This window comes from Agrobacterium sp. S7/73, from assembly GCF_019355535.1.
Taxonomy (GTDB): Bacteria; Pseudomonadota; Alphaproteobacteria; order Rhizobiales; family Rhizobiaceae; genus Agrobacterium; species Agrobacterium tumefaciens.
This window is the reverse complement of sequence record NZ_CP072136.1, coordinates 2737571-2753669: the sequence shown is the minus strand read 5'-3', so window position 1 is coordinate 2753669 and position 16099 is coordinate 2737571. Positions and strand designations below refer to the sequence as shown.

The 16099-nt window shown below is 63.3% G+C and carries 12 protein-coding genes; 8 read left to right on the top strand and 4 right to left on the bottom strand.

Annotated features, from left to right (window positions below; translation table 11 throughout):
- Positions 1-5 precede the first annotated feature (5 nt).
- Both J5276_RS13695 and J5276_RS13690 read left to right on the top strand, forming a co-directional pair.
- A complete protein-coding gene (locus tag J5276_RS13695) occupies positions 6-845 on the top strand; it encodes a hypothetical protein (protein ID WP_255609295.1) in 840 nt (279 codons plus the stop codon).
- A gap of 128 nt (positions 846-973) precedes the next feature.
- On the top strand, positions 974-1807 hold the full coding sequence (locus tag J5276_RS13690; RefSeq protein WP_209159323.1) for a DUF3883 domain-containing protein: 834 nt from the start codon (positions 974-976) through the stop codon (positions 1805-1807).
- An 86-nt stretch (positions 1808-1893) separates the two neighbouring features.
- On the opposite strand, the gene J5276_RS13685 is transcribed toward J5276_RS13690, so the two are convergent.
- Positions 1894-2271, bottom strand: coding sequence for a hypothetical protein (locus J5276_RS13685; protein ID WP_209159324.1), 378 nt, complete (start codon positions 2269-2271; stop codon positions 1894-1896).
- Between the two features lie 120 nt (positions 2272-2391).
- Here J5276_RS13685 and J5276_RS13680 point away from each other — a divergent pair, with 120 nt between their 5' ends.
- Positions 2392-3396: a hypothetical protein gene (locus tag J5276_RS13680; RefSeq protein ID WP_209159325.1), complete on the top strand. Its 1005-nt coding sequence runs from the start codon at positions 2392-2394 to the stop codon at positions 3394-3396.
- 143 nt (positions 3397-3539) lie between these two features.
- Here J5276_RS13680 and J5276_RS13675 read toward each other — a convergent pair whose 3' ends face one another.
- From J5276_RS13675 to J5276_RS13665, 3 genes are all read right to left on the bottom strand, one after another.
- Positions 3540-4772: a type II toxin-antitoxin system HipA family toxin gene (locus tag J5276_RS13675; protein ID WP_209159326.1), complete on the bottom strand. Its 1233-nt coding sequence runs from the start codon at positions 4770-4772 to the stop codon at positions 3540-3542.
- Positions 4772-5149, bottom strand: coding sequence for a helix-turn-helix transcriptional regulator (locus J5276_RS13670; protein WP_209159327.1), 378 nt, complete (start codon positions 5147-5149; stop codon positions 4772-4774). The genes J5276_RS13675 and J5276_RS13670 overlap by 1 nt, the downstream gene beginning before the upstream one ends.
- Positions 5150-5310: 161 nt before the next feature.
- Positions 5311-5916 (bottom strand): type IV toxin-antitoxin system AbiEi family antitoxin domain-containing protein, encoded by a 606-nt coding sequence (locus tag J5276_RS13665; protein ID WP_247749939.1) that lies wholly within the window; start codon positions 5914-5916, stop codon positions 5311-5313.
- Between the two features lie 352 nt (positions 5917-6268).
- On the opposite strand from J5276_RS13665, the gene J5276_RS13660 reads away from it, so the two are divergent.
- From J5276_RS13660 to J5276_RS13640, 5 genes are all read left to right on the top strand, one after another.
- A complete protein-coding gene (locus tag J5276_RS13660) occupies positions 6269-7462 on the top strand; it encodes a DUF932 domain-containing protein (protein ID WP_209159329.1) in 1194 nt (397 codons plus the stop codon).
- Between the two features lie 175 nt (positions 7463-7637).
- Positions 7638-9782: a ParB/RepB/Spo0J family partition protein gene (locus tag J5276_RS13655; protein ID WP_209159330.1), complete on the top strand. Its 2145-nt coding sequence runs from the start codon at positions 7638-7640 to the stop codon at positions 9780-9782.
- Between the two features lie 97 nt (positions 9783-9879).
- Positions 9880-10281 carry a hypothetical protein gene (locus J5276_RS13650; RefSeq protein ID WP_209159331.1) on the top strand — a complete coding sequence of 134 codons (402 nt, stop codon included), beginning with the start codon at positions 9880-9882 and terminating at the stop codon, positions 10279-10281.
- A gap of 151 nt (positions 10282-10432) precedes the next feature.
- A complete protein-coding gene (locus J5276_RS13645; RefSeq protein WP_209159332.1) occupies positions 10433-14770 on the top strand; it encodes a strawberry notch family protein in 4338 nt (1445 codons plus the stop codon).
- Complete coding sequence (locus J5276_RS13640) at positions 14770-15816, top strand: toprim domain-containing protein (RefSeq protein WP_209159333.1); 1047 nt, start codon at positions 14770-14772, stop codon at positions 15814-15816. The genes J5276_RS13645 and J5276_RS13640 overlap by 1 nt, the downstream gene beginning before the upstream one ends.
- The last annotated feature ends 283 nt before the right edge of the window (positions 15817-16099 follow it).

Here is a 16099-nt window from a genome sequence, read left to right as displayed (position 1 = left end):
TTGCAGTGATTCAGCGTCTGGTCATCGACAGCAATATGCTGCAATCGGAAAACCTCAGGCATTTTCTCAAGACGTCATCTACCAATTTTGCGGTTCTGCCCGATTTCGCTTGGTTTGAAATTTACAAGCAGAGATCAATCGAAGCGGTTGTTTCCGCCCTGGCTGTGATCGGTGATTTTCCTGAACAGGTTATTGTTCTGAAGTCGGGACGAGAGATTGCGGAAATCGATCCCCGCACGGCAAAGATGCTGTTCATGATGCAGTATGAGGATGCGGCAGGGAGCATTCGAGAAATGGTCGATATCCTGAATGGACCTGCCCGAAGCGACCCAGAGATTCTAGATCAATTGGATCGCCTGTGGGATGGCGCCGTGAATTTTCTTCCTGGCATGCTCGAAGGCGCTCAAGATATAATCACATCTCTGCCAGAGATGTCTGAGCAAATGTTCAAGCCACAGCACCTTCGTATTATCAGGCAGAACTCGCAATATACTACGGAAATGTTCTCTTCGATTTTCGGAGCTGCCGACCAGATATGTGAGACCTTGTCGGATAAAGGAAAGCAACGTTCCACTCCGACAGGACCCGACGAGCATAGAACTCACACCTATCTATACCGCTACGCTCTCGCGCTCGTCATCTACCTTCTGTGGTGGATCAAGAATGGAAATCAGGCCCAAAGGCGAATCGATCGAGCAAGAAACGATCTCATCGACCTAAGCTTTGCTGTGTACGCCACCTATTACGAGGGGCTGATGACTTCCGACAAGAAGGCGGGATGGATGTATGAAAACCTTCGCCTCGCACTCAATGCCATTGAGATGCAAACGACGACAAGCCGGTAATTCCGTTTGCGCTTTTGCGGCGTCCACCGCATGCGTCTGCCCTCCGCACGTCATGCGTCTCCACGGTAGGCGTGGATGTACGTGAAAAATGCCTGACAGTTGGCTCTCGTACCTTTAGCATTTGCGGAATGTCGACCGGACCTTGGACAGACGAAGAGAATGATCTGATCGTCGTGGATTATTTCACGATGCTCGCGGATGACGTTGCGGGCCGTCCTTACAGCAAATCCGATCACAACCGGGAACTGTTGGAGAAGATCGACCGTTCTCGAAAGTCCATCGAGTTCAAGCACCAAAACATCAGCGCGGTACTGAAGGGCCTCGGCGAGGATTGGATTCCGGGCTACAAGCCCGCGTTCCATTTCCAGGCATCTTTGGTCGACGCGATAGTGCGCTGGCTTGTCCGCAACCCACATTGGATAGCTCGGAAGCCGGACAGGTCGTCCCGGCTATCACTGAGTGAGCCTTCGTCTATTTGGATAGGACCTCCGCCCACACATTCCAATCAGCCACCCCCGCAAGAATTGGAGCAGACGCTTAATATCGCCCGGAAATTCGACGTTGCGGGAAGAGACCAACGCAATCGTGCGCTGGGGCGAGCTGGAGAAGAACGCGTATTGGAGCACGAACGCGCAGCTTTGCTCGGCGCAGGTCGCAATGACCTCGCCCGGAAGATACGCTGGGTAGCGAACGAAGATGGGGATGGCCTCGGATACGATATCGAGAGTTTCACTCCCGATGGCCGATCACGCCTCATTGAGGTCAAAACCACCAATGGCTGGGAACGTACTCCCTTTGAAATCACGCGGAACGAACTCTCGGTTGCCGACCATAGGCGCTCGGAGTGGTGCCTTTTCCGCCTGTGGAACTTCTCTCGCGAGCCAAGAGCGTTCGAATTATACCCGCCACTGGATGCCCACGTCTCGCTGACTGCGACGGCATTTCAAGCGAGTTTTCGTTGATAGCCGAATAAAACGAGCCATGAAGATCTAATAAATCCGATATCGGAGCCACTTTCATCAGCGCACCCCAATCAATTGATTTAATCTCAATACGCGAAAAACGGATCGTTCTTCTGATGGGCGCGGCACGTCTCGAACGGTGTTGACTTCGTCCAACGAGAGTCTGGCTTCTTTTTCTTGTCTGACCTGACGAAAACGTCCGCCATTTTCGTGATGACCCGCTTTTCGAGTGTAATGGTCCGCCCAATTTTCTTTCCTGCGGCAGCTTGCGCTCTCTCGAAGGCGGCCTTTGCAGCCGTTTTGTTTTCAAACTCGCCCCACAGCGTCGTGTTGGTCAGCCGCGCGAGTTCTTCGCCAACGTTATATACATAGATAAAACCTTCCAGCTCGGCGCATTTGACGAACTCTTCCCATTGCTTCGACGCGCCGTCCTTGAAATCATAAGTGACGAGATAGTCTGCCAAAATATAGTCCTCCCAAGAGATTCTTCTGCAGTATCTGGGGTGTCGATTCGCTCAATCCAAGAGCATGGCAATCGCTCGCAACGCATATGCCCGCAGAAAGGGCAGGACAGGAGACAGGGCATGCTCACGCTTGAAATCTTCGATGACGGCGGTGTTTTCCGTCATGGCGATGACTATGATCGGACCGTCGAGGAACTGGATGACGCGCTCGAGCAGCGCGATGGCGGGTCGCTCCCGCCTGCAAAGTACCTCAAGACGCTGAAGGTGCTGGTCGATCGTCATCCCCACTTCATCGATGGCCATGCCCATCTGGGCAATGCGCTCATGGAGGAAGGCAAGCCCAAGCTCGCACTACAAGCCTGCCTTCAGGGTCTGGAAGTGGGTGAGCGCGCGATCCCCGCCAGCTACGCCGGTTCGATCGAATGGGGCTTCCTCGAAAATCGCCCCTTTCTGCGCGCGGCGCATGGCGTTGTCCTTTCGCAGCTCCGGCTTGGCCAGCGCAAGGATGCTCTACGGCTGATGGAGAGGATGCTTGCCTGGAATCCGAACGACAATCAGGGCATCCGCTACCTGATCGGTCCGGAATATCTGCGTGCTGGCGAAACGGCAAAGGCCGAGCGCGTTTTCACCGACGAAGCCCTGCACTACCCGCCCTATCACTATGAGCATGCCCTGCTGTACCTGAAAGCCGGTGATCCCATCGCTGCCGCGACGAGGCTGCGCCATGGTTTTGTCGCGAACGGCTATATCGCCGAGATGTTGTCAGGGAACCCCGAGCCGGCGGCGCTTGCGATCTGGCACGGCTCGAACCTTGCCGAACCGGAGACGGCTCGCAGCTATCTGGATCAGTGCGGGGACCTTTGGCAGCGAACCCCAGGTGCGGTCGCCTTTGTCCGCTGGCTGCACACCCATCCGAAGGTACTTGCCGAAAGGGTCGCAGTCCTCGAATGCCAGGAGGCGCTGTTGTGGGAGCACGACTTTGAAAAACGGCAAGCGTTGGGCTTGAAAGAGGAGGCAGCACGCGCGCGGATCGACGACGTGCTTTCGGCGGAGATCGTTCGGAAGAAGGCCGACCGTCATGGGCGGCCGATGGATCCATGGCGATATCAACGCACGCGTTTTTGAGGCCTTGAGCACGGTACCCGGCTTCATGGTTCTCTGGATCGTCCCCGCAACCATCTAGGCGGCGCAAGATGGTTCATGAGGCGGATCGGTGATCTTAAAAATCATATTTGACCAACAATCGTCAATAATTCGCCAAATATGACTTAAAAACTTCGCGCCGTTACCATCTCATCGCTGACGAAAGCAGCCTCATAGTCGCGCGCCAGCGCGCCAGAGACGCCCACCTGTCTGAAGGCTTCACGCCAGCCGTCCGATATGCACTGCGCCGTTGTTCGGATGATCTCCCGTGCCTCGGCCTCGGGGATCTCGAAAAACGCGCAGGCTTCCAGCGCGACGGCGACCGACCGATCATGGGCACCGCCCTCAAGGATCGCGGTCTCGAGATGCGGATCGCGGTCCGGCGCCGGGTTCACGTCGAATACCGGCGACAAGCGCCACTGACCCGCCCCCACATAGAGGAAGCCGTGGTTCTTCAGGTGATCGTCCTTGTTGGACACGAGGATGGTGAAGATCAGACGCCGATAAAGTTCGCGAAAGTCGGACATGGGGTCGGATGAATGAGACCGCATGAAATCGACGATCTCTGTATAGGAACCCAGTTCTGCGCCCGTCTTGCCGAGCGCGGTACGCGCGGAGATGTAGGGAATCCGTGCGGACCCGCGCCGGTCGAACCGTTTGATCAGCGCCACCGGAAACGGCGTGTCGGCCAACTCCAACCGTGTCTCGGGCGTGCGGATACCGCAGGCGGCCGCCAAGCGCAGCGTCGCGACCTCGACGCGCTCGATCGGCTGCTGATCGTGGACCGAGGTGAACTTCGCCAGCCAAAGCGCATCGCTGTCCCTGACATTGGCTTTGGGGCGAGCGCCGCCGGATCCGCCGGCGCCGGCCAGCGCCTGCATCTCCTCGGGCGAGATTTCCTTGCCTTGCTCATAGGCGCGCGCGATCGCCGTGATGGTTTCGAGATCGACCAGACGCGGAACGGCGTCCGCGGCCTTGCCGCGAATGACCTCGCCCTTTTCATCCAGAAAGCGCAGCGCGCCTTGCCGGCAGGCATCGTCGGAAAGCGTCAGATACTCGAATTCGTTGAGACCATTGCCATAGGCGCGTTCGAGCAGCCTGCGTCCCCAACTGTCTGGAGCCGCATCCGCGAAAACGCCCGCCAAGGCGTCGCGCATGTTGCCGGGCTGACCCGAGGTGTGAAATGGGCCGGCCTCGAGAGGGAAATCGGGCTGTATGGCGAAGGCGCGCGGATTCTCGATCCATTCGGCGCCATAGGCGAAGGTCGAGAATTGACGCGGCCCGGCATGGGTGAAACGCAACTGGCCCACCGATGTCCGGCCTTCGCCAAGCGCGACATGGGCGACGAAATCGGCCATCAGAAGGAAGCCCCGTCAGGGTCCACAACGTCCTGCCGATCCTGCGTCTCCTCCGTCTGAGCCTTCTGCTTTTTCAGCCTTGCCGCGAAGGAGCGGCCCCGGCGCGGTCCGTGCTCCGCTGCCAGCGCCAGCCCCAGATCGTCCTTGCGGATATCGACCAGGTCAGCGAGCCGCTCCAGAAGGCCCAGCACAACGAGAACGTCGGCAAGCGTTCCGATGGCAACGCCCGGATCACCCCGTTCAAGGCGGGCGACGGAACTTGGCGAGGTTCCCGCACGCACAGCGAGATCCGCCACGGCGATGCCACGCCGCAGACGCGCGTTGCGGATATCCTGTCCCAGCCGTTCCAGTGCTGGCTTCGCCTTGGGGGAACCCATGTTAATCATCCATATTTGACGTAATGCATCCCATTAACTGTCATATATGAGGAATTACATCTAGGTCAAGAATTCTCGTCCATGCCCGTCCGGACCACATCGCTCGTTTTGGCAATCTGCGAGGCGGGGCGCGAGCTAAGGAGCCGATAGTCTCGACCTCGCTAGCCATTGGCGGTCAGTGCCTCGAGATAGGGCCGAATGACCGTGGCGACCGCTCCTCGCTCAGCCCGGCTGGCAATCTCGCTTGGCGTCGTCTTGCGCTGACGCAGCGCTTCCTGCAGGCCTTCGATCGCCACCGACAGGCCAATCTTATTCCGATATCGGAAGCAATCGGCGATGGTCTTGGCAACGCCGAAGACCTTTACGTCCACCCCCTCGACAGCGTGGGTTTCAACACCCTCCGTCAGGAGACGATCTGTGAAACGTACCAGCCGAATGGGCGTACCATCGGGTTTGGGGGACCAATCCTTCTGCCCCACGGCGAGCCAAACCTGCCTCGGCAGTTGATCGGTCAGCCCGTGGAACGCCAGGGCCGAAACGAGGCAGACTACGCCCTTGGGGGCCCGCTTGGCGACCTCTGCAAGACTGTGGTGGACGTCGAGGGGCGCGTCAGAAAGCTGATAAAGTCCGCGCGCGAGCCGAAGCACCTCGCCGTCACGTTCCATGCGGCTCATGGTGGCGGCTGTTACGCCCGCCTCGCGCAGTTCTGCCAGGCGCGCAATTCCGCGTGCGGTCAGCACGGTATGGGCGATCTGGCGTTGGGACATGGATGTTGGCACGTTACAGAAACTCGGAGCGTAGAACCTATCATCCGAGGATTTGTATCATTCTCTGTCGATGAAGAAAGGTGCCAGATCGAAGAGGCAGCAGTTCCACGAAACCCGTTCGCCTCAAACAGATCTCACCAACAGCGACGACCGCTCTTCGGATCACCTTTTAAATCCGCATCGGAAGGGGAAGGCCTTCCCCTGCGTTCCGAGCCCTGCGGTCTCGGCCGACCCCTTCTGCGGGACTGCTGCCCCGCAACGCCCCGCTGAGAGTGAGAGAGGGGATCGGTTTTCCGTGACGGGTTGAGGGTTGGAGAAGAGGTCTCCGACGCCCGTCATGGAGTTTGGTCCCATGAATATGCAGGTCCTCGATGCGCGCCGTGACACCGGCGGCGGTTACAAGGTCGATGTCAGCCGGGGGGAGCGGGTCGGCCGCGTCTCATCTGAGTGGTTCTCTCGCCCGGCCGACGAGCGCTACCTGTCGCTGTCCGAGTTGGCGCGATCGGTGCGCGACCGCGCCGATCGCAGCCGGACGCGGGTGGTGGAAAGCGCGCTCATCCATGTCGAGGCAAACCGCAATTATTCAGAACGGCTGGCGCTGATCCTGCCCGGCACAGATATGGCAGTCGCGCCGACCCATTGGAGCTTCGGACAACTCGCCAGCCTGGTTGGCGCCCCCGCCGCCTATTTGCGGCAGCTCCCCGCAGCGCTCGCCGCGATCAACCTGCAATATGGCCTGACCTCCAATCGGGCGGAGCAGATCAAGACGCTCGAAACCGACAACGGCCGCGTCGAGCTTCGCGCCGTCACTGGCCCCGATTATGGCCGCATCTTCGACCATGAACTGGTCGAAGCGGTGCAGCGCATCGCCGGCAATGGCACGGGCGACACCCGCTGGAAGGTTCCGGGTGTGCTCGATTGGTCGACCGGGATCTACAATCCCCGCGTCGACATCACCAAGGACACGACCACGCTCTACGCCTCCGACCGCGACGTCTTCCTGTTCCTGGTCGACGACCTGAATCCGATCGAGGCTGGTCGCCTTCCAGATGGTTCGCCCGACCTCTATTTCCGGGGATTCTACTGCTGGAATTCCGAGGTCGGCGCCAAGACGCTCGGCATGGCGAGCTTCTACCTCCGCGCTGTCTGCCAGAACCGCAATTTGTGGGGCGTGGAGGATTTCGAGGAAATCACCATCCGCCACTCCAAATATGCGGCCAATCGCTTCGCGCACGAGGCAGCCCCGGCGCTGGCGAACTTCGCCAATTCCTCGCCGATGCCATTCGTCAACGGCATCAAGATGGCCCGCGAGCGGATCGTGGCGCGCACCGACGAGGATCGTACCGACTTCCTGCGTCGCCGCGGCTTCTCGAAGGCCGAGACCGGCAAGATCATCGACACGGTGCTGGCCGAGGAAGGTCGGCCGCCGGAGAGCATCTTCGATTTCGTGCAGGGCATCACTGCAGTCGCGCGCGACAAGCCGCATCAGGACGCCCGCCTCGACATGGAGGGCAAGGCCAAGAAGCTGCTCGATCGAGCCGCCTGATTTCCGCGAAGCCGGGGATGCGGTTTTCCGTGTCTCCGGCTTTGCGCTTCCGTGCCTTTCAGGTTTGCCGGTTCGTGGCGCTGCCCCCTTTAGAGGAAGAGGGCGGCGCTTCGCTTCGTGACGGGTTGGAGGTTGAGAGAGAGTCTCTCGGCCGCCCGTCGCGGAGTAAATCCCGATGGCTACTGCCGTTCAGAAGATCATCCTGTCGTCCTCGCGCGACATCCCCTTCAACAAGCTGGTGCTCAGCCAGTCCAACGTCCGGCGCGTGAAGGCCGGCGTCTCGATCGAGGACCTGGCGGCTTCGATCGCTCGTCGCGGCCTGATCCAGAGCCTCAGCGTCTTCCCCGTCGTTGACGCCGAAGGCAACGAGACCGGCATGTTCGAGGTGCCCGCCGGCGGCCGCCGCTTCCGCGCACTCGAACTGCTGGTGAAGCAGAAGCGTCTCGCCAAGGTCGCGCCCGTGCCCTGCGTGGTGCGCGATCGCGACGGCGCCATCCTCCCCGAGGAGGTGTCGCTGGCCGAGAATATCGAGCGCGCCCCGCTCCATCCGCTCGATCAGTTCCGCGCCTTCCACGACATGCTGACCAAGGGCATGACCGAGGAGGAGATCGCCGCGGCGTTCTTCGTGCCCGTCAACGTGGTCAAGCAGCGGCTGCGCCTCGCAACCGTCTCGCCCGCTCTGCACGACGTCTATGCCGACGACGGCATGACGCTGGAGCAGCTCATGGCCTTCACGGTCTCCGTAGACCACGAGCGTCAGACCCTGGTCTGGGACGCGATCAAGGACGCCTGGTCGAAGGAGCCCTACCAGATCCGGCGCATGCTGACCGAGACCACCGTGCGCGCCTCCGACAAGCGTGCCGTCTTCCTGGGCATCGAAGCCTATGAGGCGGCCGGCGGCATCGTCATGCGCGACCTGTTCCAGGCCGACGACGGAGGATGGCTGCAGGACGTCGGGCTTCTCGATCGCCTCGTCGCCGAGAAGCTGAAGGCCGAGGCCGAGGCGATCGCCGCCGAGGGCTGGAAGTGGATCGAGGTCGCGGTCAGCTTCCCCTACGACGTGGTGCGCGGCCTGCACGAGGTCTCCGGCACGCCGATCGATCTATCGGCCGAGGAGCAGGCGACGATCGAGGCGCTCACCGCAGAGCAGGCCAGGCTCGAAGCGGAATATCAGGACGCCGACGAACTGCCTGACGAGATCGACGAGCGTATGGGCGAGATCGAGACGGCTCTGGCCGCGTTCGACGATCGCCCCGAGCATTTCGACCCGGCCGACATCGCCATCGCCGGCGTGTTCGTCAGCATCAACGCCGACGGATCACTTTCGGTCGATCGCGGCTTCGTCCGGCCCGAGGATGTGCCTCAGGTCCGGACCGATGGTGAGGAAGGATCGGAGAAGGAGATCGAATCCGATTGCACCGCGAGCCCGTCGGTGCAACGCGCCGTCATCACGATCGGCGGCCGGCCTGCCGAGCCCGATGACGACGAAGAGGACGACGGGATCAAGCCGTTGCCCGAGCGCCTCGTCATCGAGCTGACCGCCTACCGCACCCTCGCGTTGCGCAACGCGGTGGCGGAAAACCCGCACATCGCCATGACGGCGCTTCTCCACAAGCTGGTCTCGGACAGCTTCATGACCCGCATGTACACGGGCGCCATGGAAGCGGGGGTGAAACACATCTTCTTCCCCGTTCAGGACGAGACGCTGAAGGACAGCCCCTCCGCGCGGGCTGTGCAGGAGCGTCACGACGCCTGGGCCGCCGACATCCCGAAGGACGACGACGCCCTGTGGGATTGGCTCGCTGGTCTCGACGATGCCAGCCGCATGGCGCTGCTGGCGCATTGCGTCAGCTATGGGGTCAACGCGCTCTATGAGCGGCCGAACCCGCACAGCGCGGACGGCGTGTCGCAGCATACGCTCGATATGAGGCTCGCGCAGGCCGACCGGCTGACGCGGGCGACCGGGCTGGACTTGGTCGAAGCCGGCTGGCGTCCGACCTTCGGCAACTACCTCAACCGTGTCACCAAGCCGCGCATCCTCGAAGCCGTCCGCGAAGGCACCGGCGAACGGGCGGCCGAGCTTATCGGTCATCTGAAAAAGGGCGACATGGCCAAGGAGGCCGAGCGTCTCCTGGCCGACAGCGGCTGGCTGCCCGAGCCGCTTCGACTTGCCGGTGTCGACGGCGATCCGGCACCGGACGCGGACGACGATGGCAAAACCGAGGACGCCGCGCTGCCCGACTTCCTCAGCGCCGACGACGAGTCGGAACCGCCGGCCGATGGCGAGGACGACGAACGTCACCTCATCGCCGCCGAATGATCGGCTCGCGGGGCAGCTTCGGTCGCTCCGCACCTTCCAATCCCATCCACTCAGAGCCCGGCCCAGCGCCGGGCTCTTTTCGTTTCAGGAGCCTGATATGGCCGAATATCTCACCCGCTTCTCCTGCCTGCTCGACGTCGGCTCGGTTGCCAATGTTGCGCGGGCCTTCGACATCTACACCGCGCTGATGGCCGAAAACGGTCGCGAGGGCCCGCCCGCCGAGCCGTTCCTGCTCTCCCTGACACCCGAGCACGGCGCGACGCGCCTCTGGCTTCGCGACCCCGGAACCGCCGATCCGCAATTGCTGGTCACCTTCGTCACCCGCTGCGCGGAGACATTCGCACTCACCGGCACCTGGGGATTTCAGTGGGCCGGTATTGCTTCTGACCCTGTCGTGGAGGGCTTCTCCGGCGGCGCCCATCTGCTCGACCTCGGCACAGGCCGCACGATTGAATGGATCAGTACCGGCCGCTGGCTGGCCGAAAGCCGAATGCGATGATCCCCGACCATGCGCGCGCCCGGCCTCACGGTCGGGCGCTTTTTTATATCAGCGGACAAGAGGAAGAGGACGGCCGGGATGGGTCGAGTTCGGGCGGTCGAGAGAGAGCGCCGACCGGGCTTGTCCCTTCCGCTCTCCCGAGATTCCTCCCATGAACATTCTGTCTCCCGCGGCCCTTCCGGCCGCGCCCGTCACCCGTGCGTCCCCGATCCTCGCCGTGGCGCAGCAGCTTCTCGAACATCTCGAACGCGGCCAGCGCATCGATGCCGCGATCCTCCGTGCAGCGATGGAAACAGCCTTCGGCGCATCCGACACCAGCGGCGTCTGGGACTGGAAGGTGGCCTATGAGGCATGCGAGGTCGCGACAGTCCTCTTCCTGCGCAAATACGGAAAGGCGCTTTTCCGTAAGGCCGCATCTCCGGCTGCACGTCTTTCCGCTCTTGCGAAGATCGCCGGGCTCCTGCCAACGCATACGCGGCGCTCGGAAGAATCGCAGGCGCTCCAGCAGTTCTCGACGCCGGTGCCACTCGGCCTTGCCGCCGTGGCGGCCGCCTCCATAACTGCTGGCGACATCGTGCTGGAGCCGTCGGCTGGCACCGGCCTGCTCGCCATACTGGCGGAGATATCAGGCGGAACGCTCCTCCTCAACGAGTTGGCCGATACCCGCGCCGATCTGCTCGCTGCGCTGTTTCCGGCTGTCGCCGTCATGCGCTTCGACGCGGCCCAGATCGACGATCACCTCGCGCCGGACGCCACCCCCACAGTCGTGCTGATGAACCCGCCATTCTCCGTCATGGCGCACGTCTCCGGCCGCGTGGTCGACGCCGCCTATCGCCATGTCGCTTCAGCACTGGCCCGGCTTGCCGATGGCGGGCGGCTGGTGGCGATCACCGGCGCCAACTTCAGCCCCGACCACCCGGCTTGGGCAGCGGCCTTCGTCCGGCTTCAGGAGCGTGGCCGCGTCGTCTTCACCGCAGCCGTGGACGGCTCGGTCTATGCCAAGCACGGCACGACCATCGGTACGCGGCTGACGGTCATCGACAAGCTGCCGGCCGACGATCATTCGGCATTTCCCCTCTCGCCAGGCATCGCACCCGACGTCTCCACGCTGCTCGGCTGGATCGCGACACAGGTTCCGCCGCGTCCGACTGCAACCCTGCCGCCAGTGAAAACCTCGGCGTCCGCCGCGTCGCCCCGCACCATTCGTGGATACCGCGCCGGTACCACTGCCGCGCCCGCCACGCCCGCGTCCATCGAGCCGGAAGGCGTCGACCTCGCCTATGAAACCATGGAATGGACACCCGCCGAAGACGGCCGGATCACCGACGCGATCTATGAAGAATATGGATTGCAGGCGATCCGTATTCCCGGGGCGCAGGCCCATCCGACCAAGCTTGTGCAATCCGTCGCGATGGCCTCGGTCGCGCCGCCCAGGCCGAGCTACCGGCCCCGGCTGCCTGCAAACATCGTCCCGGATGGCCTGCTCTCTGACGCCCAGCTCGAAACCGTTATCTACGCCGGCGAGGCGCATGCCGACTTCCTCGCGGGATCATGGACGCTTGACGACACATTCGACGTCATCTCGGCCGCGCCAGACGACGCGCCGAACGCTGCGCGCTTCCGCCGGGGCTTCATGCTCGGCGACGGCACCGGCGCCGGAAAGGGTCGCCAGTCGGCCGGCATCATCCTCGACAACTGGATGCAGGGCCGCCGCAAGGCGGTGTGGATCTCCAAATCCGACAAACTGCTGGAGGATGCACAACGCGACTGGTCGGCGCTCGGCATGGAGCGCCTGCTGGTCACGCCGCTGTCGCGTTTCCCGCAGGGCAAGAACATCACGCTCTCGGAAGCCGTCCTATTCACCACCTATGCCACGCTACGGTCCGACGACCGGGGCGAGAAGCTTTCCCGCGTCAAGCAGATCGTCGAATGGTTAGGCTCCGATTTCGATGGAGTGATCATTTTCGACGAGAGCCACGCCATGCAGAACGCCGCTGGTGGAAAGGGCGAACGCGGCGATGTCGCCGCTTCGCAGCAGGGTCGTGCGGGCCTTCGGCTCCAGCACGCCCTGCCGAATGCGCGCGTCGTCTATGTCTCGGCAACCGGCGCGACCACCGTCCACAACCTCGCCTACGCCCAGCGCCTCGGTCTGTGGGGCGGCGAGGACTTCCCGTTCTCGACCCGCGCCGAATTCGTCGAAGCGATCGAGGACGGCGGCGTCGCGGCGATGGAAGTGCTGGCCCGCGACCTGCGCTCACTCGGCCTCTACACCGCGCGGTCGCTCTCCTATGACGGCGTCGAATACGAACTGCTCGAACACCAGCTAACCCCCGAGCAGATCGGCATTTACGATGTCTACGCCGGGGCCTTCGCCGTCATCCATAACAATCTCGACGCCGCAATGCAGGCCGCCAACATCACCGGCGGCCCTGATGGCAGCGGGGGCACGCTGAACCGGCAGGCCAAGTCCGCCGCCCGCTCGGCCTTCGAATCCGCCAAACAGCGCTTCTTTGGTCATCTCCTCACCAGCATGAAAACGCCGACCCTGATCCGGTCAATCGAGCAGGACCTGGCGGACGGCCATGCCGCCGTGATCCAGATCGTCTCGACCGGCGAGGCATTGATGGAACGCCGGCTCGCGGAGATCCCGACGGAAGAATGGAACGACATCCGGGTGGACATCACCCCGCGCGAATACGTTCTGGATTATCTCGCCCATTCCTTCCCGGTGCAGCTTTACGAGCCCTTCACCGACAGCGAGGGCAACCTGTCGTCGCGACCGGTGTTTCGCGACGGCCAGCCGGTCGAGAGCCGCGATGCCGTTGCCCGTCGTGACCGCCTGATCGAGAGGCTCGCTTCGCTGCCCCCGGTTCCCGGCGCGCTCGATCAGATCGTCCAGCGCTTCGGAACCGATGTCGTGGCGGAGGTGACGGGACGTTCGCGCCGCATCGTCCGCAAGTCCAGCCCCGGCGGCATCGCCCGCCTTGCCGTGGAGAACCGCGCCGGATCGGCCAATCTCGCCGAGACTCAAGCGTTCATGGATGATCAGAAGCGTATCCTGATCTTCTCCGACGCCGGCGGCACCGGGCGCAGCTACCACGCCGATCTGTCGGCGCGGAACCAGCGGCTGCGCGTCCACTATCTGTTGGAGCCGGGGTGGAAAGCCGACGCCGCCATTCAGGGCCTGGGCCGCACCAACCGGACCAACCAGGCGCAGCCACCGCTGTTCCGGCCGATCTCGACGGACGTGAAGGCCGAGAAGCGGTTCCTGTCGACCATCGCCCGCCGCCTCGACACGCTGGGCGCGATCACGCGCGGCCAGCGCCAGACGGGCGGCCAAGGCCTGTTCCGGCCGGAGGATAATCTCGAAAGCCATTACGCCCGCGACGCGCTGCGGCAGCTCTACCTGCTGTTGGTGCGCGGCAAGGTCGACGGCTGCTCGCTCCAGATGTTCGAGGACGCCACCGGCCTCTCGCTGATGGATTCCACCGGCATCAAGGACGAACTGCCGCCGATCACCACCTTCCTGAACAGGCTGTTGGCACTGACCATCGACCTTCAGGGTGTCCTGTTCACCGCGTTCGAGCGGCTGTTGAACGCCAAGATCGAAGGCGCCATCGCCTCGGGCAGCTATGACGTCGGGCTAGAGACACTGCAGGCCGAGAGCTTCATCGTCACCGACCGCCGAACCATCCACGTCCATCCTGGCACCGGGGCCGAGGCTCGGCTGCTGACCATCACCCAGCGCCAGCGAAACCGTCCGGTGACGCTGGCCGAGGCGCTCGACCATCTCGATGATCCGGGCGCGAAGCTGCTGGTCAACGAGCGTTCGGGCCGCGGCGCCGTGCAGATCCCGACCACCAGCATCATGCTGGACGATGGCGAGATCGAACGGCGCGTGCGGTTGATCCGACCGATGGAGGCGCACAACATCCCCATCAAGATGATGGATGACACCCATTGGGTCGGCGCGGACCGGGCGGGCTTCACCGCGGCATGGAACGCCGAGGTAGGCGAGGTGCCGGAGTTTGCCGAAAGCACCATCCATGTCGTCAGCGGCCTGTTGCTGCCGATCTGGAAACGCCTCCCGAGCGAGTCGACGCGGGTGTATCGACTCCAGACCGACGACGGCGAGCGCATCGTTGGCCGCCGTGTCTCCGCCGCCTGGGTAGCCGGCGCGCTCGCCACCGGCACATCGACCCTGACACCGGACGACGCCTTCATGGCGCTGATGGATGGCAAGACCATCCTCGACCTGGCCGAGGGGCTTCAACTCCGTCGCGTCCGGGTCATGGGCGCCAACCGCATCGAGCTGTCGGGCTTCACCGACGCCATGCGCGATCGCCTGCGGGCCTATGGCCTGTTCCACGAGATCATCTCGTGGAAGCTGCGGATGTTCGTGCCGACCGATGGGACCGGCGCTGCCATTCTGGCCAAGGTGCTGGAGCGCTATCCCGTCGAGCGCGTCAGTGAGCGGGAGGCGGCGTGATGGCGCGGCAGGACGCTTCCGAACTGGCGATCCGTCTCGGCCGACAAGCCGAGGCGGTGTGCCGTCATTATCTCAAGGCCGGTCATCGCGAGGGCCGCTACTGGCTGGTCGGCGATGTTCGCAACACCCCCGGCCGCTCGATGTTCGTGCGGCTGAAGGGTGGCGAGACCGGCAAGGGCGCCGCCGGCAAATGGACCGACGCCGCCACAGGCGAGCATGGCGATCTCCTAGACGTCATCCGCGAGAGCTGCGGCCTGGTCGACTTCAAGGACGTCGCCGACGAGGCGCGCACCTTCCTGTCGATGCCGCATCCCGAACCGGACCGTTCGCATGGCGGCGAGCGCCACTCACCGGCGCCGACCGGATCACCGGAAGCGGCACAGCGGCTCTTCGCCATGGCGCAGCCGATCTCGGGCACGCTCGTAAAGACGTATCTCCGCACACGCGGCATTACGGATTTGCACGGAATCGGAAGCCTCCGCTTCCACCCCCGCTGCTATTACCGGCCCGACGAACACTCCCCGACCGAGACCTGGCCAGCAATGATCGCATCGGTCACAGATCTCGCCGGACATCAGACCGGCGCGCACCGCACCTGGCTCGCTCCCGACGGCTCGGGCAAGGCTCCGATCGACACGCCGAGACGGGCGATGGGCGATCTGCTGGGGCATGCCGTTCGCTTCGCTGTGGCGGGCGAAGTGATGGCGGCGGGCGAAGGCATCGAAACGATGCTGTCGCTCAGGATGGCGCTGCCCACCATGCCGATGGCGGCGGCGCTTTCGGCGGCGCATCTCTCGGCCATCCTGTTCCCCGACACGCTGCGCCGACTCTACATCGCCCGCGACAATGATCCGGCCGGCGACGGCGCGATGGCGACCTTGATCGAACGGGCGAACTCGGCCGGGATCGAGGCGGTCGTGGTGTCTCCAACATTGGGCGACTTCAACGAGGATCTCCGCCTGACGGGGCTGGATAGCCTCCGGGCAGCGGTCCGCGTGCAGATCGCGCCCCAAGACGTCGCACGCTTCATGGCGCTGGCGGCATAGACCGCGAGGAGAATGCAGGCGGCGGGAGCGCCGTCGTCGACATCGCTCGAATGATCCCAGGTCGGAGAGAACCGCGTCCCCGGCCTTCGAGAGGGCGATCGGCCAGCAAACGGCCCGGACCCGCAACGTCTGCGGCGGACTATTTTCCGGCGGCCCTGCGGGCCTTTCCATCGCGAGGCAAAATAGCCCGCCTTCGCCATCCTCCGCTGCGCTCCGGCCCTCCGCTTCGCTGCGGATGCAGGTCCGGCCCGCCCGCCGGCTTTCGTCGCCATGAAGGCCGCGA